The 21100-nt window shown below is 70.3% G+C and carries 26 protein-coding genes; 14 read left to right on the top strand and 12 right to left on the bottom strand.

The features are described from left to right. Positions 1-57: 57 nt before the first annotated feature. The 3 genes from AB0I69_RS24580 to AB0I69_RS24570 are packed head-to-tail and all read right to left on the bottom strand — an operon-like array spanning position 58 to position 3544. Positions 58-408 (bottom strand): UBP-type zinc finger domain-containing protein, encoded by a 351-nt coding sequence (locus tag AB0I69_RS24580; RefSeq protein WP_363097811.1) that lies wholly within the window; start codon positions 406-408, stop codon positions 58-60. Then, positions 405-1862 carry an ATP-binding protein gene (locus AB0I69_RS24575; protein WP_363097810.1) on the bottom strand — a complete coding sequence of 486 codons (1458 nt, stop codon included), beginning with the start codon at positions 1860-1862 and terminating at the stop codon, positions 405-407. The genes AB0I69_RS24580 and AB0I69_RS24575 overlap by 4 nt, the downstream gene beginning before the upstream one ends. Next, entirely contained in the window at positions 1859-3544 is a 1686-nt protein-coding gene (locus AB0I69_RS24570) for an FAD-dependent oxidoreductase (RefSeq protein ID WP_363097809.1), read from the bottom strand. Before AB0I69_RS24570 ends, AB0I69_RS24575 begins: the two co-directional genes overlap by 4 nt. A gap of 34 nt (positions 3545-3578) precedes the next feature. Between AB0I69_RS24570 and AB0I69_RS24565 the strand changes: the two genes are divergently transcribed. Then, positions 3579-5084, top strand: coding sequence for a recombinase family protein (locus AB0I69_RS24565; protein ID WP_363097808.1), 1506 nt, complete (start codon positions 3579-3581; stop codon positions 5082-5084). Positions 5085-5145: 61 nt separating this feature from the next. Here the strand turns inward: AB0I69_RS24565 and AB0I69_RS24560 are convergent, their stop codons facing one another. From AB0I69_RS24560 to AB0I69_RS24550, 3 genes are all read right to left on the bottom strand, one after another. After that, a complete protein-coding gene (locus tag AB0I69_RS24560; RefSeq protein ID WP_363097807.1) occupies positions 5146-5940 on the bottom strand; it encodes a hypothetical protein in 795 nt (264 codons plus the stop codon). 329 nt (positions 5941-6269) lie between these two features. Then, a complete protein-coding gene (locus AB0I69_RS24555; RefSeq protein WP_363097806.1) occupies positions 6270-6491 on the bottom strand; it encodes a hypothetical protein in 222 nt (73 codons plus the stop codon). Beyond that, a complete protein-coding gene (locus AB0I69_RS24550) occupies positions 6488-6694 on the bottom strand; it encodes a hypothetical protein (RefSeq protein WP_363097805.1) in 207 nt (68 codons plus the stop codon). The genes AB0I69_RS24555 and AB0I69_RS24550 overlap by 4 nt, the downstream gene beginning before the upstream one ends. 171 nt (positions 6695-6865) lie before the next feature. Here AB0I69_RS24550 and AB0I69_RS24545 point away from each other — a divergent pair, with 171 nt between their 5' ends. The 7 genes from AB0I69_RS24545 (at position 6866) to AB0I69_RS24515 (ending at position 11450) form a co-directional block, all read left to right on the top strand. Next, positions 6866-7621 (top strand): DUF6879 family protein, encoded by a 756-nt coding sequence (locus AB0I69_RS24545; protein ID WP_363097804.1) that lies wholly within the window; start codon positions 6866-6868, stop codon positions 7619-7621. Positions 7622-7636: 15 nt separating this feature from the next. Then, positions 7637-8485 (top strand): helix-turn-helix transcriptional regulator, encoded by an 849-nt coding sequence (locus AB0I69_RS24540; protein ID WP_363097803.1) that lies wholly within the window; start codon positions 7637-7639, stop codon positions 8483-8485. 193 nt (positions 8486-8678) lie between these two features. Then, the gene (locus tag AB0I69_RS24535; protein ID WP_363097802.1) at positions 8679-8876 is read left to right on the top strand and encodes a hypothetical protein; all 198 of its coding nucleotides are present in this window, start codon (positions 8679-8681) and stop codon (positions 8874-8876) included. Further along, positions 8873-10105 (top strand): helix-turn-helix domain-containing protein, encoded by a 1233-nt coding sequence (locus tag AB0I69_RS24530; protein WP_363097801.1) that lies wholly within the window; start codon positions 8873-8875, stop codon positions 10103-10105. Before AB0I69_RS24535 ends, AB0I69_RS24530 begins: the two co-directional genes overlap by 4 nt. Next, on the top strand, positions 10102-11085 hold the full coding sequence (locus AB0I69_RS24525) for a hypothetical protein (RefSeq protein ID WP_363097800.1): 984 nt from the start codon (positions 10102-10104) through the stop codon (positions 11083-11085). The genes AB0I69_RS24530 and AB0I69_RS24525 overlap by 4 nt, the downstream gene beginning before the upstream one ends. Then, complete coding sequence (locus AB0I69_RS24520; protein WP_363097799.1) at positions 11082-11240, top strand: hypothetical protein; 159 nt, start codon at positions 11082-11084, stop codon at positions 11238-11240. Before AB0I69_RS24525 ends, AB0I69_RS24520 begins: the two co-directional genes overlap by 4 nt. A 9-nt stretch (positions 11241-11249) precedes the next feature. Next, a complete protein-coding gene (locus tag AB0I69_RS24515; protein WP_363097798.1) occupies positions 11250-11450 on the top strand; it encodes a hypothetical protein in 201 nt (66 codons plus the stop codon). A gap of 50 nt (positions 11451-11500) precedes the next feature. On the opposite strand, the gene AB0I69_RS24510 is transcribed toward AB0I69_RS24515, so the two are convergent. The 4 genes from AB0I69_RS24510 to AB0I69_RS24495 all read right to left on the bottom strand — a co-directional run bounded on the left by AB0I69_RS24510 (position 11501) and on the right by AB0I69_RS24495 (position 13604). After that, positions 11501-12034, bottom strand: coding sequence for a hypothetical protein (locus AB0I69_RS24510; protein WP_363097797.1), 534 nt, complete (start codon positions 12032-12034; stop codon positions 11501-11503). 73 nt (positions 12035-12107) lie between these two features. Next, the gene (locus tag AB0I69_RS24505) at positions 12108-12314 is read right to left on the bottom strand and encodes a hypothetical protein (protein WP_363097796.1); all 207 of its coding nucleotides are present in this window, start codon (positions 12312-12314) and stop codon (positions 12108-12110) included. Beyond that, the gene (locus tag AB0I69_RS24500) at positions 12311-12658 is read right to left on the bottom strand and encodes a hypothetical protein (RefSeq protein ID WP_363097795.1); all 348 of its coding nucleotides are present in this window, start codon (positions 12656-12658) and stop codon (positions 12311-12313) included. The genes AB0I69_RS24505 and AB0I69_RS24500 overlap by 4 nt, the downstream gene beginning before the upstream one ends. A gap of 136 nt (positions 12659-12794) precedes the next feature. Continuing rightward, positions 12795-13604: a hypothetical protein gene (locus AB0I69_RS24495; protein ID WP_363097794.1), complete on the bottom strand. Its 810-nt coding sequence runs from the start codon at positions 13602-13604 to the stop codon at positions 12795-12797. Between the two features lie 281 nt (positions 13605-13885). Here AB0I69_RS24495 and AB0I69_RS24490 point away from each other — a divergent pair, with 281 nt between their 5' ends. The 5 genes from AB0I69_RS24490 (at position 13886) to AB0I69_RS24470 (ending at position 18436) form a co-directional block, all read left to right on the top strand. Then, positions 13886-14068, top strand: coding sequence for a hypothetical protein (locus AB0I69_RS24490; RefSeq protein ID WP_363097793.1), 183 nt, complete (start codon positions 13886-13888; stop codon positions 14066-14068). 369 nt (positions 14069-14437) lie between these two features. After that, complete coding sequence (locus tag AB0I69_RS24485; RefSeq protein ID WP_363097792.1) at positions 14438-16756, top strand: bifunctional DNA primase/polymerase; 2319 nt, start codon at positions 14438-14440, stop codon at positions 16754-16756. Positions 16757-16994: 238 nt separating this feature from the next. Then, a complete protein-coding gene (locus AB0I69_RS24480) occupies positions 16995-17276 on the top strand; it encodes a hypothetical protein (protein ID WP_363097791.1) in 282 nt (93 codons plus the stop codon). Between the two features lie 40 nt (positions 17277-17316). Further along, a complete protein-coding gene (locus AB0I69_RS24475) occupies positions 17317-18081 on the top strand; it encodes a hypothetical protein (protein WP_363097790.1) in 765 nt (254 codons plus the stop codon). Then, positions 18071-18436: a hypothetical protein gene (locus AB0I69_RS24470; protein WP_363097789.1), complete on the top strand. Its 366-nt coding sequence runs from the start codon at positions 18071-18073 to the stop codon at positions 18434-18436. Before AB0I69_RS24475 ends, AB0I69_RS24470 begins: the two co-directional genes overlap by 11 nt. 317 nt (positions 18437-18753) lie before the next feature. On the opposite strand, the gene AB0I69_RS24465 is transcribed toward AB0I69_RS24470, so the two are convergent. Further along, positions 18754-19107, bottom strand: a complete 354-nt coding sequence (locus AB0I69_RS24465; protein WP_363097788.1) for a VOC family protein — start codon at positions 19105-19107, stop codon at positions 18754-18756. Between the two features lie 61 nt (positions 19108-19168). Between AB0I69_RS24465 and AB0I69_RS24460 the strand changes: the two genes are divergently transcribed. Further along, a complete protein-coding gene (locus AB0I69_RS24460) occupies positions 19169-20041 on the top strand; it encodes a universal stress protein (protein ID WP_363097787.1) in 873 nt (290 codons plus the stop codon). A 2-nt stretch (positions 20042-20043) separates the two neighbouring features. Here AB0I69_RS24460 and AB0I69_RS24455 read toward each other — a convergent pair whose 3' ends face one another. Beyond that, positions 20044-21075, bottom strand: a complete 1032-nt coding sequence (locus AB0I69_RS24455) for a Gfo/Idh/MocA family oxidoreductase (RefSeq protein WP_363097786.1) — start codon at positions 21073-21075, stop codon at positions 20044-20046. Between the last annotated feature and the right edge of the window lie 25 nt (positions 21076-21100).

Raw genomic sequence — 21100 nt, 5'->3', positions numbered from 1 at the left:
CCACTGACAACGCACCTGGCCACCGGGCGGGAGACGCCTCCCGCCCGGCACGCCGGTTCAGCGCAGTGTCTCGGCCCAGTTCGCCGGAACGCGTCCCGCGGGACCCGGCACCGGCTGGTCCTTCGGGTGGCTCACCGGGGCGGCGAGCTCGGGACCGGAGTCGTACAGCTCGGAGGTGCTGAAGTTCCAGAACCAGTCCTCGCCCGGCTCGTAGCTCTGGATGAACGGGTGTCCAGTGGACTGGTAGTGGGCCGTGGCGTGCTTGGCGGGGGAGTCGTCGCAACAGCCGATGTGACCGCACTGCGCACACCGCCGGAGATGGAACCACCAGCCGTCGGCGGCGTCGCACTCCACGCACCCGGCGCCGCTCGGCGGGACACTGGGGTCGATTCCGGTGATGTCGTTCATGCGGACTCCTCGGGCGTCTCGTTGTCGGTAGCGGTGAGGGGGAGCAGGACCTGGAAGCGGGTGTCGCCCGGCACCGACTCCACCTGGAGGGTGCCGTGGTGCTTGTTGACGACGATCCGCCAGGAGATGTCCAGACCGAGTCCCGTGCCCTCGCCCACCGGCTTGGTGGTGAAGAACGGATCGAAGATACGGCTGCGGATCTCCTGCGGCACACCGGGCCCCGTGTCCCGGAACTCCACCATGAGCTGGTCGCGCACCAGCGCCGTGCGCACCGTCAACGTGCCTTCCCCGCCGGTGCTGTTGACGGCCGAGACCGCGTTGTCGATCAGGTTCGTCCACACCTGGTTGAGCTCGGCCGGATAGGCCGGGATCTTCGGGAGCGTACGGTCGTAGTCCTTCACGACCTTGATCCGGTCGCCGATCTTCGCGCCGAGCATCAGCAGCGTGCTGTCGAGGAGTTCGTGCACATCGGCGACCTGGTAGGGTGCGCGGTCCAGCTGCGAGTACTGCTTCGCGGCGCCGACCAGGTTGGAGATACGGGTCGTGGAGTCCTCGATCTCCGTCATCAACAGCTCTGTCTCGACCGTGTAGTTGAGCCAGCCGATCGCCCCCGGCAGGATCTCCTCGTCCACGGCCGCCGCGACCTGGTCGAGCCACTCGACGTCGAGACCGGCCTGCACGAAGGTCGGCGCGATCTGCCAGGACTCCGTGACACCGTGGTCGTCGAGCCAGTCCGTGAGCTGGTCCTCGCGGTCCGAGGCCTCCAGCGGGCTCAACGTCTGTGCCTTGGCGACCCGTTCGGCCGTGCGCTCCTGGATGTCGATGAGGTTGGCGAGGTCCTCCCGCGAGTACGGGCCGGAGGAGATGACACGAAGCTTGTGCCGCATCTTCGCCACCCGCTCCCGCAGCGTCGAGGTGGCACGGACGGCAGCGGCGGCGGGGTTGTTGAGTTCGTGGGTCAGCCCGGCGGACAACGAGCCCAGCGCCAGCAGCCGTTCACGCTGGCTGATCGCCAACTGGCTGCTCTTCTGGCCGAAGAAGAGCCCCTCCAGCAGATGGACCGCCATCGGGAACCACTCGCTCATGATGGCCGCGAACGTCTCGGCGGGCAGCACGAAGAACCGCGTCGTCTCCGTCACCCGCATCGAGTTGAGGTACACCTGCTGCACCCGGTCCCCGATGTAGGCCTGCATCGCGCCCGTGTACACCCCGCGTTGCGAGGTGCGTGCGACCTCCACGTCGTCCTCGCCGACGCGGCGCGAGAGCACCACGGTGCCCTCGATCATCACGTAGAAGCAGGTGGCGGGATCACCTTCGGTGTAGACGGGCCCGGCCTCGAACTGCTCCACCTGCCCGTCGCAGCACAGCCTGCCGAGTTGCTCCGGCGTCAGCTTCTCGAACAGGAACAGGGTGCCGATCTCCTGCGGGCTGCACGGCAGCACTTTCCCGCTCATGACTGCTCCAGGTAGCGGTGGACGAGCATCACGGCCATTGCTCCCTCTCCGACGGCGGACGCGACACGTTTCGCGGACTCGGCGCGCGCGTCGCCCGCCACGAACACGCCGGGAATGTTGGTCTCCAGGTGGTACGGCGGCCGGTCCAACTCCCAGCTCGCGGGCGGCTTTCCGTCCGGTGTGAGGTCGGGCCCGGACAGGATGAACCCGCGCTCGTCCCGCAGCACCGACCCGTCCAGCCAGTCGGTCAGCGGGGCCGCGCCGATGAACACGAACATCCACTGTGCGTCGACGAGTTCGGTGTTCCCGCTCGCGGTGTCCCGCAGCGTGAGCTGCTCCAGGTGGTCGGAGCCGTGCGCGGCCTCGACGACCGTGCCGGTGCGGACCGCGATGTTCTCCGCCTCGTTGATCTGCTGGATCAGGTAGTACGACATCGACGCGGTCAGCGAGGGCCCGCGCACCAGCAGCGTCACCGACTTGGCGCCCCGGGACAGGTACATCGCCGCCTGCCCCGCTGAGTTGGCGCCGCCGACGATGTACACGTCGTGCCCCTGGCAGGAGGTCGCCTCGGTCAGCGCGGAGCCGTAGTAGACCCCGCAGCCCGTCAGATCGGGCATGCCGGGCGCCTCCAGCTGTCGGTACGACACACCGGTCGCCAGGATCACGGCGTGCGCGGCGACCGCCGAGCCGTCCGCGAACCGTACGACGCGTGCGGAGCCGTTGACCTCAAGTCCCGTGACCTCGCGGGCGGTCAGGATCTCGGCGCCGAACTTTCCGGCCTGCCGCCGTGCCCTGTCGGTGAGTTGAGCCCCGGACACGCCGTCGGGGAACCCGAGGTAGTTCTCGATCCGCGAACTCTGCCCGGCCTGCCCACCGGTCGCCGACCGCTCCACGAGAACCGTCCGCAGCCCCTCCGAGGCCCCGTAGACGGCCGCGCCGAGCCCGGCCGGACCACCGCCGATGACGACGAGGTCGTAGAAGTCGGCCGTGGGCGTGGTCGCGAGCCCGACCTCGGCGGCCAGTTCGGTCGCCTCCGGCTCGACCAGCACGTTCCCCTCGGCGGTGATGACGAGCGGCAGCCGCTGCCCGTCCTGCCCGGCGGCCGACAGCAGCCGCAGCCCCTCCGGGGTGTCCGCCGAGTACCAGCGGTACGGCACCTGGTTGCGGGCCAGGAACTCCCGCACGTCCGAGGAGCGCGCCGACCAGCGGTGCCCGACCACCTTCGTGGCGGGCACGGGCCGGTAGTCGCTGTGCCGCCAGGCCTCCAGGAGGTCGTCCAGGACCGGGTAGAGCTTCTCCTCCGGCGGATCCCAGGGCTTCAGCAGATAGTGGTCGAGGTCCACGACGTTGATCGCGTCGATCGCCGCGTCCGTGTCCGCGTAAGCGGTCAGCAGCACGCGACGCGCGCCGGGATAGACATCGAGGGCCTGCTCCAGGAACTCGATGCCGTTCATCTGCGGCATGCGGTAGTCGGCCAGGATCACGGCCACGAGATCGCCCCGCAGTTTCAGCTCGCGCAGCGCGTCCAGCGCGGACTCGCCGGACTCCGCGCGCACGATCCGGTACGACTCGCCGTAGCGTCGCCGCAGGTCACGGGCGACGGCACGGGAAACTCCCGGGTCGTCGTCCACGGTCAAAATTACACTTACGGTGGAGTTGGAAGCGGACCTCGAAGGCGACATACGAAAACCCTAACGGCGTAGTGAGGGGCGGGCCATGGCAACAGTGGTGGGGACCCGGACAGCGCGTGAGTACCTGCGGGTCAGCAAGGGCAAGGGCAAGACCGCGCGCAGCATCACCGACCAGCACACCGACAACCTGGCGGCCGAGGCCGACCACGGCCCGTGGACGTGGGGCGAGCCGTACAAGGACACCGGCTCGGCCTCCAAGTTCGCGACCAAGGTCCGCGACGACTTCGAGAAGCTGCTGGCCGACCTGACGTCCGGCGCGTTCGGCGAGCCGGGTGACGTGCTGGTGCTGTGGGAGGTGTCCAGGCTCGCCCGTGAGACCGGCCGGGGCGTGGCCCTGGTGGACGCCTGCGAGACGGGCGGCTACCTGATCCACATCACCAGCCACGAGCGCACCTACAACCCGGCCAACTACCAGGACCGGCACTCCCTGATCTCCGGCATCAACGACGCGGAGAAAGAGGCCCGGCTCCTGTCGGCCCGTACGCTGCGAGGTGTGAACTCCGCAGTCGGCGACGGTCGCCCCCACGGCAAGATCCCCTTCGGCTACTGCCGCACGTATGAGCTGAGCGACGGTCGCCCCCGCCCCGTGTCTCAGGAGCCGCACCCGGCCGAGGGCCCGCTGGTGGTCGAGCTGTTTGAGCGGGTGGCCGGGTGGAACGGTCGCAAGCGCGAGTCGATCCGCGCCGTGGCCGTCGACTGGGAGAAGCGGGGCATCCGCAGCCGCGAGAAGGGCGTGGTGCTCACCCGCCAGAACCTGGCACAGACGCTGAAGCGCAAGGCGTACGTCGGCATCCGCGTGCACGGCGACAGCGAGACGCCCGGCAACTGGAAGCCGCTCATCGAGCGCGAGCTGTGGGACGCCGTACAGCGTGTCCTCGCCGACCCGAGCCGCAAGACCCACACCGGCACGCAGATCAAGCACGTGCTCACCGGCGTGCTCCGATGCGCCACCTGCGGCGGCAAGGTGTCGCTGCGCCCCGGCGGGAAGGCGTACGACGGCCGCCTGGTCTACAGGTGCTACGACCGCGACTGCTTCACCGCCGACAAGGCGCAGACCGACGCCTACCTGATCGGCACCGCCGAGCAGCCTGGCGAACTGCTGACCTACCTGTCCCGGCAGGACGTGGCCGAGGCGCTGGCCGAGTCCGGCGACGACTCGGAGGTGTCGAGCGTGCGCGCCGAACTGGCGAGGCTACGTGGCGAGTTGGAAGAACTGGAAGCCGCCCCGGCACCCAAGACCGCACGGGCCCGCATCCAGCGGACCAACGACCTGGAGGAGTACGAGACGGACATCGCTGTCCTGGAGCGCAAGGAGGCGGACCTCATCGCACCCGACCCGCTGTCCGACGTGTTCGAGACCGGTCCCGGTGCGGCGCAGCGCTGGGCCGCCCTGGACGTGACCGCGCAGCGTGCTGTCGCGTCGATCATCTTCGCTCCGGCTGGGCCGCTCGGCCAGCCTCGGGTGTGCCGTGTCGCCGACAGTGTGTCCACGGACGTCCGGGACCGCATCCGCTGGTATTCCGAGGGCTGATCCACCACGCACACGCGACGAAGCCCGGCCGGTGAAGCTGCCCGGCCGGGCTTCGTGCTGTCTACCGCGTGAGCCGGGTCAGGAAGCTGTCCACGAACTTCTCGACCTCGGCCCGGCTGCTGACTTCCTCGACGTTCAGGCGGTCGACGTACCTCACCCCTGCGTTCAGGAGCAGACGACTTCGGCTGTGGTCCCGCCCGGCGTGGCCTTTGTGGTGGGGCCCGTCGATCTCGATCACTCCGGCGTACCCGCGATACGTGATCAGCAGGTCGGGCTCGAACGTCCAGCCCCTCACCCGCATGCCACCCAGAGGCACGATCCCGATCGTCTCGTCGTCCGGCAGGGACTCCTGCCGTTCCCGGAGCACCCGGTACACGTCCAGCTCCCACTCGTTGGTGAAGCGGAGCTGGTCCTCAACCGGGTGGCTCGGTTCGAGCTGCACCTTGCGCCCCTGGTTGCTCGGCTTGGGGCCGTCGGCGGTCTTGATCTGCCTGCGCCAGTCCGGGCCGAGCCGAGGGATCGATGGCCGGGCGACGAGGGTGTCGACCTGCTTTGCCGACCCCCACAGCACCTCGCGCATCACCTCGACGATGCCCTCCATGGCATCGTCGTCATACATCGGGTACAGGCCCGGCTCCACCACGAGCACGATCCGGTAACCCTCCTCGTTGTACTCGGTGTTCCAGAGCCGAACCTCCACCGACGACGCATCGGCGATCATCCGGGCGACGTCGGTCTTCCCGAGGTGATACGCGAGCACAGCGCTCGTGCCGAGCAGCCACTCACTCACCAGCGGGGCGTTCTCTGGTGTGTCGAGGGCACGGGACATGTCAGGCGACGGCAGCTCATCACTCATGCACGAGATTGTGACAGTCGCTGCTGACAACGGAGGGGCCCCGGATCGCGCGGGGCCCCGTCAACTTGGTCAGCCGGCAATGAAGTTGAGGGCTACGCCGCACGCAACGAAGCCCGGCCGGGCGTCATCACCGGCCGGGCTCCGTGCTGTTGGGGACTACTCGGGCCTGTGGCAGGTGCATCCGCAACGCCGTTGGAGTAGCAGGCCGCCGCCGTGGGGCAGGGGGATGTCCTGGGTCTGCCTGCACTGGTCGTGCAGGTCCTCATAGCCGGGTTGCTGGGCGACCGCGCACTCTGCGGACATGGCCGACGTGTCCACAGCAGGCGCGCTCACGGTGTCTCACCCCGGCTGCGGGCGTTCGCCAGGGCCACGCCTGCCGACAGCCCCTCCGCCGCCGTAGCGGGCCGCAGGGGGCCGTGTGCATCCCACTCCAACCCGCCGCCGACCGGCCTCAGTTGCCAGTACGGCCCCTCGTTCCCCATCACTCGGCCGACCTTGCGCGTGGCTTCGTCGTACACCAGCTCGCCGGGCTCCGGCGCGTACGTGTTCATGCACACCCCCGCTGGATCACGTCGGCCAGCCGGAGGGCGACGTCTGCCCGCACCCGGCCGAGGGTGATGAGGTTCAGGGCGGGCGACGCTGCGTCTGCTCCCAGGGACGGCAGGACGATCCCCGCCGACGTCAGTGCTTCCCGCAGAGTTTCGACCGCCGCTGTGACATCCGAGGTGCCGGGCTCTTGCTGTGCTGTGACCATGAACTCAGCGTTCTGGTGGGCCAGTTGAGAGGGCTAGCGCCTATACCTGATTATTCTCGGGTAGGGACTGTCTATAGCCGTTTATATCCACGAGGACCCAGCGAACCCGTACCGCCCACCCCCGGGCACGGTGATCATGAAGGCGTCAGTACCCGGCGAAAGGAACTGATCATGGCGCGACGGCTGCGCTTCAACGGCACAGGCAGCGGCGTGAACGGCTGCCCGGCCGTGCACGAAGACCTCGACACCGGTGAAGTGATCATTCACGGACCGGCGCTCACCGACCCCGACGACATCGCCCGCCTGCGGCACCTCGGTGACGGCGAGGTGCCCATCGTCGTCCCCCGCGAACTACTGGTCGACTTCGGCCCCAAGGAGGTCGTACGCGTGCCGGACATCATCGGCCTGGATGAATTCGACCGGCTGTTCACCCAGTTCCAGCACACGGCGTGGAGGCTGGAGACCCGGCGCCGGTACGCCTCAGACGAAGTCACCGACACCTACACGCAGTTCCTCCGGGGCGAGTCCGTCGACTGGGAGGGCAGGGACCCCGAGTGGTGTGCCGAGCGCCGCGAACAGACCGCCCTCGGCAAGCGGTTCGAGCGCGTCCGCGTCGTTGACAACCCGCCGACCCCGGGGCAGCTCTACCTGCTCGACAACGCCCGGCGGAACAGCTCCGTCGGTGAGGACATTCGGCAGATCTGGCGGCCCGAGGCCGAGCGCCTCCAGCTTCCCGACGAGGACTTCTGGCTGTTCGACTCCCGTCTGGTGGCCCGGCTCAACTTCGACGACGCCGACGACCTCGTCAGTGTGGAACTCATCACGAAGCCGGTGGAGGTCAACCGCTACGCACAGGCGCGCGACGCCGCCACGCACTACGCCGTGCCGTACGAGGAGTTTGCGGCGAGGCTCGCCGCCAGCGAGTAGCAGGGAGCGGAACCGGTGACCACCGACTACCAGCAGGCGCGCGAAGCGCTCGGAGTCCGGCTGCGTGAGCTGAGGCTCACCGCGCCGGACGGTCGACTCACCGGTTCCGCGCTCGCCCGGCGGCTTGGCTGGCCACAGCCCAAGGTCTCCAAGCTGGAGAACGGTCGCCAGACCGCCACCCCCGACGACCTCCGAGCCTGGGCCGAGGGCACCGGCCAGCCAGACGCGTACGACGAACTCCTCGCCCGGCTGAGGGGGTTCGAGTCCCACATCCGCTCATGGCGGCGGCAACTCGCCTCGGGGCACAAGCCCGTGCAGGACACACACCTGGCCGCCCACGGTGACGCCTCCGTGTTCCGAGGCTGGGAGTCGTCCATGGTCTTCGGGATCCTCCAGACCCCCGACTACGCCCGGTCGATCTTCACTCGGTACGCCGAACTCCAGCAGTCGCCCCGGGACACGGAGGAAGCTGTCCGCTCCCGCATCAAGCGGCAGGAGGCGCTGTACGACCCCACCAAGCGCTTCCACCTCCTGTTGTGGGAGGCCGCGCTTCGGGCCCTGGTGTGTCCGCCGTCGGTCCTGGCCGCGCAGCTCGACCGGCTGTCCGGAGCCGTCGGCCTGGACACGGTCGAGCTGGGCATCGTCCCGCTCAGTGCCTCGCTCAAGATCCCGCCCGCCACAGCCTTCTGGGTCTACGACGACAGCCGCGTGATCGTCGAGACGTGGCACTCGGAATTCTGGGTGGAGGACGAGACCAGCGTCAGCACCTACCTCCGCACCTGGAACACCCTGCGGGAGTCGGCCGTCTACGGGGCCGACGCGCACCGGCTCATCAGTGACGCGCGCCGGGCGCTCAACGTCTGACCCGGGCCCACTGCCGGCGGTTTAGCTAAATCGGCTGAAGTCCCAGCTCAGTTGGGTTGCAACCGGACTCACCGGAATCCCCGAAACCACCCGAACTGTGGCAGACTGGTGCTGACCACAAGACCACGGACCAGCAACACGGTCCGTGGTCTTTTCCGTGTGCTGAGCCGGGTCATGACCTGGAGGAGCACACATGGCCCCAACCCCCACCGACCTGATCGGCCTCACCGAGGCCGGGCGGCGCCTCGGCATCAGCAGGTGGTCCGTCCGCGCGATGATCGGCCGTGACGAGCTGGTCGGCTACCGCGTCGGCCGCCTCATCAAGGTGTCGGCCCGTGACGTCGACCGCTCCGCCCGGCGCATTCCTCCGGCGGGCGGTGCGTCCTCGTGAGCCTCGCCCTCGTGCTCGTCGCCGTCGTCGGCTTCTTCTACGTCCGGGCCCGGTACCGGGCGTGGCGCCTCATGCGGCGCGAGGCCGCCAAGCTCCGTGCCCAGGGTGCCGCGAAGACCCGCCGCCCCGTCCTTCAGCGGGTGCTGAGCGTGCTCCCGCTGACGCTCAGCCAGAACCTGTTCCGGTGGCGCTCCGAGGTCCGTACGCGCCCGTTCACGGCCCCCGTGGCGCTTGCCCGGCGGGGTCCCCTCGGCCGCAGGGAGCGCATCCGCCTGACGCAGCACATCCTGCTCGCCGGACAGACCGGCTCCGGCAAGTCCAGCACGCAGCGGGTCATCGCCGGGCACGTGCTCCAGGCGCCGGATGCGTGCCTGGAGGTGTGGGACCTCAAACGGATCTCTGCCCTGCGGGACTATCGGGGCCGGGCCCGTACGTGCGTTACGGCGGCCGAGGTGTCCGCCCGGCTGAGGGATCTGGTCGGCCGGGAGTTCACCGAGCGGGCCGACCGGCTGATCGCTGGTGAGGACGTGGCGTATCTCGTCGTGCTCGTGGACGAGGCCGCGACGCTGCTGCGAGAGCTGGACGCCTACGCCGAACGGGACTTCTTCGGGGCCGTGGAGATGGGCCGGGAGCTGCGGGTGTTCTTCGTGCTCGCGGTACAGCACCCGCTCGCCCTCACCATCCCGACTCAGCTCCGCTCGCAGCTCGCCTGCGTCATCAGCCACCGGCTCAAGTCGGCCAAGGAGTCCGAGGTCGTGTTCCCGGGCCTCGGGTCGGCCGGGTGGGCGCCGCACCTGCTCGGAGGGCCGGGCACCTGCCTGGTCTGGGAGCACGACCGCAGCCCGCGCACCCTGTACGGCCTGTGGCTCTCGCCGGGCCGTTTCCGGGCGCTGCGGGTGCACGGACAGGTGACCGCGCTGGGCTCACCCGTCAGCCTGCACAAGCGCGTTGCGCCCGTTGCCGTTGCCCGTCCGGACACGCGCCTGACCTCGCATGATGCGCCCGCAACGGCAACACGCAACACGCGCACGGACGCCTTCGCCGAGGAGATCGAGCGTGCGCTGCTCGGGCGTCCGGCGGGCGTGCGGGAGATCGCCCGCGCCACCGGCCGCAACCCCGGCTCGGTCCACCGCAAGATCCGCCAACTGGCCGTCCGGGGGCTGGTCGAAGAGACCCCGGACGGCTTCACCCTCCCCCACGTGAACGCACAGGAAGAGGACTACTCATGAAGCTTCGCACCCCGCCGCCCGAGCGGCGTCGGGTGACCGTCGCCCGGCCGGACGGCTCCACGTTCGAGACGCTGAAGACGGTCGAGTTCGCCCCCGAGGCCGTACCGCCCCGGGACTGGGACGTCATCAGCACGCGCGCCGGGGTCGGCCTCGTGCTTGCCCTGACCGCCGTGGCCGTGGCCTGGTCGACCTGGAGCATCGGCAGCCTGCTGCACGGTGGTCTCGGCTTCCTGGCCGCGACGGTGTTCGACCTGAGCTGGGCCACCTGCCTGATCCTGGAGTGGAAGGCCCGGTACGACCCCGACAAGCGCGCCTTCCCCCGGGCGCTGGGGTGGGCGCTGCTGGTCGTGACCATGGGCGCCATCTTCTGGCACGGGGCACCTGACTGGCGGATGGCCACAGTCGGCGCCCTGACGAGCGCCATAGCCAAGGTGCTCTGGCTCGGGATCATGAAGCACATCGAGCGGGAGCTGTCCCAGCAGGACCGGGACGACCTCGCCGACCGGCTGAGCAAGGCGCACGTCCGGCAGGCCGTGGCCCTGGTGGACCGGCAGACGCTCCGGGTCGACGCGCACACCGAGGCGCTGCGCCGCTCCCTGGAGGGGGCCCGGCCGACCGTGCTGGAGCTGTCGGCCAGCACACAGGACACCGACCGGGCCGAACTGGCGAGCGCGGGCGAGCAGTTCGCCGAGCAGCTCACCCAGGCTGAGCCCCGGCTGAGCCGCGTTGAGCCGGTGGCTCAGGTCACCGCGTCCGTGCAGGCCGCACCCGCTGAGCCCGAGCTGAGCCCGTCCGAGCCGCACCCGCCCTTCGGGTTCAGCGCGGCCTCGGCACAGCGGGTGCAGCGCACCGAGGCGGTGACCGAACTGCTCAGGGCTGAGCCGGGGCTCACGGGGGCTCAGGTGGCTGAGCGGCTGGGGGTCTCCCTGGCGAGCGGCAAGCGCTACCTGGCCGACGCACGCAAGGAGGTCCAGTCGTGATCGAGTTCGCCGCTCTCGTCGCCCTCGGGGTGATCATCGCCGTCGCCAAGCAGCACCGCGTGCCCGTCCTGATCGCGGCCGCCGCCGTGGTGATGCTCATGGGCGGTCCGCAGGAATTCGTTCAGGCGGCCGTGGCCGCCGTACCTGGTCTGTAGGAGGACCCCATGGGAAAGGGAAAGCTCAGCCCGTCCACCGTGATCTGCCTCGGGATCATCATCTGGGCTCTGGCCGGGGGTGTGCTCGGGGCGAACGTCCCCGGCTACTCCAAGGTCTTCTGCCCGCACGCCAGCACCCGAGCGCACTGGTCGGCGGACGACCAGAAGGTGGCGCAGGACCCTCGCTGCGCGTCCATCTCGCACAAGTAGGCCGACCGCACAGGAGCCCCGCCGGGTACGTCCCCGGCGGGGCTCCTTCGTCACCGACCAATGTTGCGACGCTCCAGCCTATTGAGCTGGGTGAGGGCCGCCTTCAGGTGATCCAGACCCGTATGCGCGGACGCGACCTGCTCGGCGAACCGGCGCTGGTCCGACTCCCTCTCCTGCCTCAATTCCGGTGTGACTTCGATGCCCGGAAACCAGTCACTCATGCGCATGGGTGGTGCCACGGCGAACGCCTTGTCCCAGGCGTCGGCCACCGCCCTCAGCTCCCGGCAGAGGATGCGGTCCTTCCGGCGCTCGGCGAGGTCCCGAAGCGTTCGACTGGTCTCACGGCGCCCCTCGTCCTCGAACCAGTCGACCGTTTGGTGTCCGTTCGAGGTGATGTCCTCAAACAGCGTCCGCGTTATGGTCAGAGCCTCGCGCAGCACGTCGTCTGCGGCCCCGAGGGCGACGTGGTGTCGGCGTAGCCAGACCTTGCGCGCCCCGATGCCGAGGGTCCAGGCGAACGCGAGCCAGCCGGGCAGGAACTTGGGCCAGTCGGCCAACCAGGGGTCAGTAGCCGCAGCAATCATGCGGAGAGTGTGGCCGATCAGCCCGCTGACGACGCCGATTTAGGTTAATCGGCCGGCAAGTCATTCCCTCAGCTCAGGCGGGCCAGTACCGCCCGTCGTCGTCCTGGCGGACCATCGACCTGTGCACCACCTCGGTCAGGCCGTCGGTGATGAGCATCCGCATGCGGACGCGGTCGGCCTCGGCCATCAATTCGGGCCGGGTGAGGCCCGGATGCTCCGTGACGAAGGCGGCCAGCATCTGCCGCTGTCCGGGGTTGATCCGAGGGGTATGAGTGCTCAACTGATCCCCGCCTTAACGAAGTTGTCCGCGATCTGCTCCCGGACGTCCTCGGGCAGGTCGGGCATCAGCTCCCCGAGTGTCCGGGCGTCGCCCCAGTGCCACCTGCGGATCAGCTCCACGGCGGCGAGGGCGTGACGGGCGCGGCGCTCCGCGTCGGCTATCTGGTCGGGCGTCGCGTCCATGATGCTCGGGCCGACCGGGGGCCCGAGGGTGACGCCGGTCTGCTGCTCGATCACTCGCACCACGGCGGCCGAGGCGTCGGCCGAGACACGCTGGATGTCGGCCAGCGCCTCCCGCCCCGCCTGCACGAACCGCTCGCGTTCTCGGTCCAGTTCACCGGCCATCGTTCGCCCTCCTCGCCCGAGTGATCCCGAGCCGTATGCGCGCGGTTCTGCTCGGCCGCCGACAGGAAACTGAAGTGGTACAGGCAGGGCCTCCAGCCCTGTCCCTCGCCGATGCAGGCGCACACCGACGGGGCGCTCACCGGTGGGCCTGGGAGCGGTCGTAGGTGCCGAACGCAGCGGCGTGCTGCGGGCAGTAGACGGTCTGGCTGCACCCGCACGCGAGGTCACCCGAGGCCGTGAACCCAGCCTGTCGGCGGGGCTGGACGGCCGCCTGACGGGCGACCGCAGGGTCTACGGCCGCTACCCGCCGGGCGGCGCTCCGGACGCGGGAAGCGGCAGCCTCCGCAGTCGTACGGGCCACCTGGAACTCTGCCCGAGCGGCTGAGCGTTCGGCCTCGGCCCGGCGGGTGTTCTCGGCCGCCCGCAGCCGAGCCATGGCGACCCGGTTCGTCTCGGTCTCGGCCCGCCAGCGCTCGCGGTCGGCCGGGCACGGCTGCCCCAGCAGGATCTTGTACGGGGCCGAGTCGCGCGGCGGGTGGGTCTGGTGCACCTGCGCGCTCATGTGCGCCCAGCAGGTGGGGCAGCCGCCCTCGTGCTTGATGCGGTCCCGGCTGGCCGCCGCCTCCAGCACGTCCCGGCCGAAGAGGGCGAACGTGTCGGCGGACAGGGCTCGGAGCGCTCCCCGGCCTGCCGGGGGCAGGTACTCGCTGCCCGGCGGTGCGTGCAGGATCGAGTCGGCCTGCCGGGCCAGCGCACACAGGTCGCTGTGCCGTCGCTGCGCCTCGGCCCGCCGGTCGGCCGCCATCCGCTGCACCGACGCCAGCGTGACCCGGGCCGGACCGGAGACAGGTGCCCTCTCCAGACGGCCTGCCCTCATTGCCTCGTAGACGGCGACGTCGGAAATGCTGAGCCGCTGCGCAGCCTCGGCGACTGGAATTATGTCCATGCTTTCGCCCCTCATCTGCGGGCTCTGGTTTGTTAAGGAAAAGGTACAGTGGAAATGGCTCCGCCCCTAGTGCCGACCGGCACCGGCTGATCACTGGACAGGGGGCGGGGCCCTTTTATTAAATCGGGACCCGATTCGAATAAATAGGGAGCTGCAAACTTCGCCGCCGGGCCTATCGGCATGTTTGTATCGGTATCCCGTACGGGTAAGCTGAAAGCAGACCAACGACCAAGGACCAGCCCCGCAGGGGTCTGGTCCTTTCTGCGTTCCGAGGAGGACGAATGGCCCGGCTGATCAAGCTCCAGAGCCTGGAACTCGGGCGGCTGCGCACGGCCATGGCCCGCAACGACTGCCCCGAGACCCGGGCCGCGTACTGGAAGGCCGTTGCCGACCAGGCCCGGCGCGAGGCCGACCGGCTCGACGCCGAGGCCGAGGCGCTGCTGACCGGCGGCCCGGTCGCGTAGCCGATCAAGCACCACCGCCGGGTGATCCAGGCGCCCCGCCCGGCGCGCACCACGACCAGAGACCACGGAAAGGAGGCGCACGGCACCCAGTGTGGAAAGGGGCCCGGAGATGGCCCAGGAAAAGCCGATGCGAGCGGAAACGGCACGGCCGCTGACCGCCGCCGAGGCGGAGAAGATCCGCAGCCTGTACCGCTCGGTCGGGGGTGCGTCGGAATGAGTGAAAACAAAACCCTCCCGGTGACCGGCCGGGAGGGCTCAGAGACGTTGGAGGCAACCAGTTCGTCTGCTGTCCAGGATACCCACCCTGAGGGCGGAACAACCGGTGCGAGTAATTCGGCGCCGCGTATCGACCCGTTCACCGAGCTGCCCATGACGGAGCCGACAGGCGGTCTCCGCATTCCCGACGTCGCCGGGCTCAGCACCCTGGAAGCGGCCCTCGCCTACGCCGAGGCGGGCTGGTACATCGTCCCCCTGAACACCTCCACATCCGAGACGGCCAAGAACCCCGGCGGCGTGGTCGGCAAGGGTTGGCCCCAGAAGTCATCCCGCGACCCGGACCAGATCCGGCGCTGGTTCCGGGTCGCGAACCGGGGCATCGGCCTGCACGTCGGCCGGTCGGGAGCGGTCGCCTTCGACGTGGACGACGCGGCGTCCCTGCCGGACACACTCCGGGAGATCCTGACGGACGACGTCCCGTTCCAGTCCAGCCGCAGCAACGACCCCACGCGCGGCGCCTACGTGTTCGCGCTGCCCGAGGGCGTCACGCCGGGCAACGGGCAGGGCGGGTTCAAGGGCGACTGGGGCGACGTCCGGGGCTACAACGGCATCATCGCCGTGGAGCCGAGCAGGCATCAGAAGGCGGACACCGGCGGCCGGTACGCGTGGGTGCGCGGGGGAGTGCTGCCGGTACTGGGTGACGATGCGGCACGGAGGCTGAGCGAGGGCGGAGAGCGTGGCTCAGCGGCCTCTCACGCGGTCGTGGCGGAGTTCCTGGAGGAGCACACCGGGAACCTCCGTACTGCTTGGCTGGGGGCCGCCCTGCGCCGTATCGAGGAGGCTTCGCCGGGCACGCGGCACACCGTTGCTTCGGGGGTCACGCCGCAGCTCGCCCGCGAGGCGGCGGCCGGTGCGTATCCGCCTCAACTGGCCTACGCCGCAGGGCTGTCGGTGTTCTGCGCAGCGCTCAACGGGGAGGCTGGACGCGACCCCGAGGGCGAGTGGGACAGTCTGTTCGCCTGGGGAGTGGGGCAGAAGACCGACGAGCGTGTGGCCGAGGTGCGCGCGAGGCTGGAGGCAGCCCCCGCTGCCGTCACCCCTGCGGCGCCGGTCCTGTTGCCGGAGGAGTTCTGGACGGCCCGGCCGGTGCTCGCGCACATCCGGCAGGCAGCACACTCCCGGCTGGAGTCCGCTGACGGCGTGTTCTACGGCGTGCTGGCACGGCTGGCGTCGATGGTGCCGCACACGCTGCGGGTGGACACCGGCATCAAGTCCCCGCTGAGCCTGAACCTTCAGGTGATCCTGCTGGGGCCGTCGGGTGCGGGGAAGTCGTCGGCCTCGGGCCCGCCGCGCGTTCTGCTGCCGGTGCCTCCGCACCTGGACCGGCGGGACGACGACGGCAACCCGCTGTACCGGGACGGCCTGCCGCTGGGCAGCGGCGAGGGCATCGCCGAGGCGTTCATGGGGTCGCAGACCCGGGCGACGGCCGAGACCTACAAGAGCGGGGACAAGAAGGGCGAGCCCAAGACGGAGAAGGTCCGCACCCAGGTGCGGCACAACGTGCTCTTCTACGCCGACGAGGGCGAGGCACTGGCCAAGCTGATGGAGCGCTCCGGGGCGACCATCGGCGAGACGCTGCGCCGCGCCTTCACCGGCGAGACCATCGGCCAGCAGAACGGCCGCCAGGACACCACGCGGCTGATTGAACGGGGCACCTACGCAATGTCGGTCGTGGTGGGGTTTCAGCCGGATACGGTTCTGCCACTGCTGGCGGACAGGGCGGGCACACCGCAGAGGTTCCTGTTCAGCTCCGTCCGCAAGGATCTCCCCGCCATACGGGCGGCGTGGCCGGGTGAGCTGCCCGCCGACCCGTGGACAGCGCTACGGGGCCTGAACGGACAGGACCCGTTCGGTCCGATCGGCTCCATTCCGGCGGGCGCGGTGATCACCTGCGTAACGTCCGTGCTGGACGAGATCTACGCCTTCGAACTGAACCGGCAGCCGGAGAAGGAACACCCCCTGGACGCGCACAAGCCGACCGTGCGGGCCAAGGTGGCCGCCCTGCTGGCGCTGCTGGACGGTCGTCTGGAGGTCTCCGCCGAGGACTGGGAACTGGCCCTGGTCGTATGGGAGACGTCGTGTGCGGTCCGTGCCTCGGGCGTGGAGTACGGCCGGTCGCTGTCGGCGGCCGAGACCGAGGCGCGGACGGTCCTGCACGTGCAGCGGACCGCACGGGCCGAGGTCGCCAAGGTAAACGCCGTGGCCGACGACGGCGCGGAGCGGGTGGCCCGGCTCATCGGAGACAAGGTGCACAAGGCGGGCGGGCCGGTGAGCCGGTCGGCGTTGCGCAGGCAGATCGCCGCCGCACGCCGGGGCTCCTTCGACGACGGGCTGGCGCTCGCGGAGAGCCGGGGATGGGTGGTGACCGACGCCGAGGGCAAGACCGCCCCGGGTGCTTCGAGGCCGTCATGACCGCCGGGGTGTACATACACGCCCTCCAGGGGTGTACGGGGTGTACGTACACCCCTCCGCCTTGGAATCGCTCTAAACGCGTGAGTCCTTTGAACTCCTTCTCTTCTCTATATATGCAGGTCAGAGACCTGAGCCGTGGAGAGGGACAGGCACCGAAAAAGTCCATCGACACGGCGGAGGGGTGTACGCGTACACCCCGTACACCCCCTCAGCAAGATCGAGAAGACAGGAGACGATCATGACCGCAACCCCCGTCCTGCCCGCCTACCGCTCGCCGGGCGGAGCCCAGCTCTGGGCCTGGTGTGAACACGAGAGCCGGTGGCACTACCACGGAGCCGTCGGCCCCGAGCCGGGCGACGGCGACGGCGAGCGCTTCTCGCACTGCGCCTGCCCGTGCTCCCCGCTGCGGGACGGCTACGAGCTGCGCGAGGTCGGCCCGCTCACCCGGCAGATCGAACGCGAACACCGCCAGAGCCGGAGGCAGCACGCCTGCCCCGAGCCCTGCCCGGCCGCCGCATGAGCCCCACCAGCCCCAACTGACCGAGCACTGAGAGGCAAGCATGAGCGCACCACCCCAGCGCCGCCCCAACACGGCGGCCCACGCCGAGCGGGACGCTGCGATCTACCGTGCGAAGGTTGCCGGGCTGACCGAACGGGCCATCGCCGACCGGTTCGATCTCTCGCCCGCCCGCGTGCACGAGATCATCGACCGGGGCCGCCGGGACCTGCTGACGCCGGGGGCCGAGGCCCTGCGGCAGATGGAGGCGGACCGGCTGGACGACGCCCGGCGGGCCGCCTCGGTCGTCCGCTCGCGCGTGCACTGGGTTGTGCAGGGCGGGCAGGTCGTCACCGGCCCCGACGGCGAGCCGCTCCGCGACGACGCCCCGACCCTCAAGGCGAACGAACAGCTCGTCCGTATATCGGAGTCGTGGCGGAAGCTGTTCGGACTGGACGCCCCGGAACAGCTCAACATCGCCCTTGAGCGCCGGGTGGACGAGGAGTCGGCCGACATGGCCGAGGTGCTGCTCAAGGTGATCCCGGAGGTGCTGGAAGCAGTCGACCTGGACGGCGCCTTCCGCGCCCGGCTGACCACCTACGCCCTGGAACTGGCCGGGTGGCACCTGCGCTCCATCGACGGGGAGGACCCCGGCGCACCGCGCCCCGAGGCGCCCCGGCCGCAGCTCGCCCTGCCACCGGGCCCGTCGGCTCCTGATCCGTCCACGCCCCGGCGCTGGCGTGAGCGGGACGGCGTGGATGACGTGCTGACTCAACTGGCGAACTTCGAGGAGGAGTTCGGAGACCTGGAGGACGACGATGAAGGCTGACAAGAAGGGCATCCGTGCCCGGCTCCGCGAGCTGAAGGCGCACCCTGACCGGCCGGGCGCAGCCGCCGAGGCGCAGCGCCTGGCAGCCGCGTACAGGCGCCTTCAGTCGGCCGGGCGGAGCAGTGGACCCGAGGCGCATGAGGAGCCCGCACAGGGACGCTCACGGGCCCCCGTGCCGGTGCCCGACGGCCTGACCGAGGCCGACCAGGCTGCCGTGGAGACGTGGCCCCCGGAGCTGCGCGCCCGGTTGAACGAGTCGGCCTTCAACCAGGTGGTCGACCGGGCGTCCTCGGTCAGCGATCCGGACAACTGGGGAGCGAAGAACGACCTGCGGCGCCGGGGTGCCCGCCCCTGAACTGGGCTTCTGTGCTTCGTGGGTGCTGCGGCCCGTCCGCCTGTGTTTCCTGGCAGGCTGGCGGGCCGTGATCATGCCCGATTAGCGACCGTAAATCTGCCTGACCTGGGGCGATGCGCCTAGGAATCAAAGGCCGGAGGTGACACCTTGTCCACTGTCATGATGACGGTCCGCGCGGCTTCGGCGGCCTGTGCCATACGTCTCCCACCCCGAGTGGTCGGCTTGACGGCACGGCGGCGCCGTTGTCACCGCGCCGGCTCCCGACCATCGTATGTTCGATCGCCCCGTCGCGCTCCGCTACATCCGAGACGGGGGACTCAGGGGCGCCGGGAGCGCAACACGCAGAACTCGTTGCCCTCCGGGTCCAGCAGCACCACCCACGACTGCTCGCCCTGCCCGACGTCCGCGGTCCGCGCGCCCAGGGCCAGCAGCCGGACCACCTCGGCCTCCTGGTCGTCGGGCCGGAAGTCCAGATGCAGCCGGTTCTTTACCGTCTTGCCCTCGGGCACCGGCACGAACAGCAGCCCCGGCAGCCGGTCCGGCTCCGGCCGGATCTCGAACTCGTCCGGTGCCTCGCCCACCACCACCCACCCGAGGGCCTCGGCCCACCAGCGTCCCAGCGCGACGGGGTCGGCCGCGTCCACCACTACCTGCTCCCACTCCAAGGTCATGCGGGCACCGTAGTGAAGACTGGGCCCGACGCACGTGACCGCACCACCGGGAGGCCACCGCATGACACGACCGATCACCGCAGGGGTCGACGGATCGGCGGAGAGTCTCGCCGCACTCGCCTGGGCGGGCCGGGAGGCCGTACGGCGGGGGCTGGCGCTGCGTGTGGTGCATGTCTGGCGGTACGAGGAGCACCAGGCTCTCGACGCGGGGGACCGGGACACTCAGGACCGCTGGGTGCGGGACGCGGCGGCCGAGGCCGCCCGGGAGGTCGCCGAACGCCACCCCGGGCTGGACATCACCACCGACGTCCTGGAGGGCGACCCCGTCGACGCGCTGACCGCCGCCGCTGCCGACGCCGAACTGCTGGTCCTCGGCTCACGCGGCCACGGACCTGTCGTCGGCTTCCTGCTCGGTTCCGTCGGGCAGCAGGTCATCGCCGAGGCTGTACGGCCGGTCGTGCTCGTGCGCGCCGGGGACGAGGCCTCCGTGGAGGCCGCCGGCCGGGAGATCGTCGTGGGTCAGCACGGCGACCCCGAGGACAGCGCCGCCGCACTGGGCTTCGCCTTCGAGACGGCGGCGGCGCGTGGCGCGACGGTCAGGGCCGTACGGGCGTGGACACTGCCGCCGGTGTTCGCCTACAGCCCCGGCTCCATGAAGCTCCTCGACGAGGCCGGCGGTCTGGAGCCGTACGAGAAGAAGGGCCTGGCCGAGGCGCTGGAACCGTGGCGGGTGCGGTTCCCCGACGTGCCCGTGGTCGAGCACGTGGAGATCGGCAGCGCGGGGCAGGTGCTGCTGTCGGTGGCGGGGCGCGCTCAGTTGATGGTCGTCGGGCGTCGCGCCCACCGTACGGCGGTGGGCGCGCGGATCGGCTCGGTCGCGCACGGGGTGCTGCACCATGCGGAGTGCCCGGTTGCCGTGGTGCCCGCTCCCTGAACTCAGGCGGACTCGGTGCGGATGTCCTCAATGCGCACCGGGATCCCCTTCTCCACCGACCGGATGGCCGCCAGCGCGATCGTCAGCGCGGCGCGTGCGTCCTCGCCGGTGGCCGACGGGGTGCGGCCGGTGCGGACGTTGTCGGCGAAGTCGGCGAGTTCGGCGACGTACGCGTCGTGGAACAGGTCCTGGTCGTAGGTGACGGTGTCGGCCGCGATGCCGTCCGCGCCGTAGGACGTCAGATGGGTGCGCCGGATGTCGCCCATCGTCAGCATGCCCGCCGAGCCGAAGACCTCGCCGCGTACGTCATAGCCGTACACCGCTTGGAAGTTGGCCTCGGCGGTGGCGAGGGCGCCGTTGTCGAAGCGGATCGTGACGACGGCCGTGTCGAGGAGACCGCGGTCCTTGAAGTCGGGGCGGACCAGGGCGTCGGCCATGGCGAAGACCTCGACCGGTTCGGAGCCGGGGTTGAGGTGGCGCAGGGTGTCGAAGTCGTGGATGAGGGTTTCCAGGAAGATCGTCCACGGCGGGATCGGAGCCGGGTCGGCCAGCTTCGGGTCACGCGTGAGCGAGCGCAGGAGTTGGGGGGTACCGATCGCGCCCGCGGCCACCTTCTCGTGCGCGGCCCGGAACCCGGCGTCGTAGCGGCGGTTGAAGCCGATCTGGAGCGGTACGCCCGCCTCGGCGGCTGCCGCGATGGCGCGGTCGGCGTCCGCGAGGGTGATCGCCATCGGCTTCTCGCAGTAGACGGCCTTGCCCGCGCGGGCCGCCGCCTCGACCAGGTCGGCGTGGGTGCGGGCCGGTGTCGCGATCACCACCGCGTCGACCCGCGGATCCGCGAACAGGTCGCCGATCTCGGTGTACGCCGTCGGGCAGTCGAGCCGGTCGGCCAGGCGCCGTGCGGCGCCCGGGGCCGGGTCGGCGACGGCGGCGAGACGGACACCGGGCAGGCGGCGGGCGAGGGTCTCGGCATGGAAGGAGCCCATGCGGCCCGCGCCCACGAGGCCGATGGCGAGGGGCAGTTGGGTGGTCATGGGGGTTCTCCTCAACGCCGTGTGA

This window comes from Streptomyces sp. NPDC050508 (genome assembly GCF_040655155.1).
GTDB lineage: Bacteria > Actinomycetota > Actinomycetes > Streptomycetales > Streptomycetaceae > Streptomyces.
The sequence above is the reverse complement of the archived record's forward strand: the minus strand, read 5'-3'. Positions and strand labels throughout refer to the sequence as shown.

Bases quoted from the DNA above. Each gene is read 5' to 3' on its own strand.
- AB0I69_RS24490 (WP_363097793.1), top strand. From the start codon at position 13,886: ATGGCCCGGCTGATCAAGCTCCAGAGCCTGGAACTCGGGCGGCTGCGC.
- AB0I69_RS24510 (WP_363097797.1), bottom strand. From the start codon at position 12,034: ATGATTGCTGCGGCTACTGACCCCTGGTTGGCCGACTGGCCCAAGTTC.
- AB0I69_RS24500 (WP_363097795.1), bottom strand. From the start codon at position 12,658: ATGGCCGGTGAACTGGACCGAGAACGCGAGCGGTTCGTGCAGGCGGGG.
- AB0I69_RS24455 (WP_363097786.1), bottom strand. From the start codon at position 21,075: ATGACCACCCAACTGCCCCTCGCCATCGGCCTCGTGGGCGCGGGCCGC.
- AB0I69_RS24560 (WP_363097807.1), bottom strand. From the start codon at position 5,940: ATGAGTGATGAGCTGCCGTCGCCTGACATGTCCCGTGCCCTCGACACA.
- AB0I69_RS24470 (WP_363097789.1), top strand. From the start codon at position 18,071: ATGAAGGCTGACAAGAAGGGCATCCGTGCCCGGCTCCGCGAGCTGAAG.
- AB0I69_RS24515 (WP_363097798.1), top strand. From the start codon at position 11,250: ATGGGAAAGGGAAAGCTCAGCCCGTCCACCGTGATCTGCCTCGGGATC.
- AB0I69_RS24460 (WP_363097787.1), top strand. From the start codon at position 19,169: ATGACACGACCGATCACCGCAGGGGTCGACGGATCGGCGGAGAGTCTC.
- AB0I69_RS24475 (WP_363097790.1), top strand. From the start codon at position 17,317: ATGAGCGCACCACCCCAGCGCCGCCCCAACACGGCGGCCCACGCCGAG.
- AB0I69_RS24555 (WP_363097806.1), bottom strand. From the start codon at position 6,491: ATGAACACGTACGCGCCGGAGCCCGGCGAGCTGGTGTACGACGAAGCC.
- AB0I69_RS24545 (WP_363097804.1), top strand. From the start codon at position 6,866: ATGGCGCGACGGCTGCGCTTCAACGGCACAGGCAGCGGCGTGAACGGC.
- AB0I69_RS24495 (WP_363097794.1), bottom strand. From the start codon at position 13,604: ATGGACATAATTCCAGTCGCCGAGGCTGCGCAGCGGCTCAGCATTTCC.
- AB0I69_RS24535 (WP_363097802.1), top strand. From the start codon at position 8,679: ATGGCCCCAACCCCCACCGACCTGATCGGCCTCACCGAGGCCGGGCGG.
- AB0I69_RS24570 (WP_363097809.1), bottom strand. From the start codon at position 3,544: ATGTCGCCTTCGAGGTCCGCTTCCAACTCCACCGTAAGTGTAATTTTG.
- AB0I69_RS24485 (WP_363097792.1), top strand. From the start codon at position 14,438: ATGACGGAGCCGACAGGCGGTCTCCGCATTCCCGACGTCGCCGGGCTC.
- AB0I69_RS24565 (WP_363097808.1), top strand. From the start codon at position 3,579: ATGGCAACAGTGGTGGGGACCCGGACAGCGCGTGAGTACCTGCGGGTC.
- AB0I69_RS24525 (WP_363097800.1), top strand. From the start codon at position 10,102: ATGAAGCTTCGCACCCCGCCGCCCGAGCGGCGTCGGGTGACCGTCGCC.
- AB0I69_RS24550 (WP_363097805.1), bottom strand. From the start codon at position 6,694: ATGGTCACAGCACAGCAAGAGCCCGGCACCTCGGATGTCACAGCGGCG.
- AB0I69_RS24465 (WP_363097788.1), bottom strand. From the start codon at position 19,107: ATGACCTTGGAGTGGGAGCAGGTAGTGGTGGACGCGGCCGACCCCGTC.
- AB0I69_RS24580 (WP_363097811.1), bottom strand. From the start codon at position 408: ATGAACGACATCACCGGAATCGACCCCAGTGTCCCGCCGAGCGGCGCC.
- AB0I69_RS24575 (WP_363097810.1), bottom strand. From the start codon at position 1,862: ATGAGCGGGAAAGTGCTGCCGTGCAGCCCGCAGGAGATCGGCACCCTG.
- AB0I69_RS24480 (WP_363097791.1), top strand. From the start codon at position 16,995: ATGACCGCAACCCCCGTCCTGCCCGCCTACCGCTCGCCGGGCGGAGCC.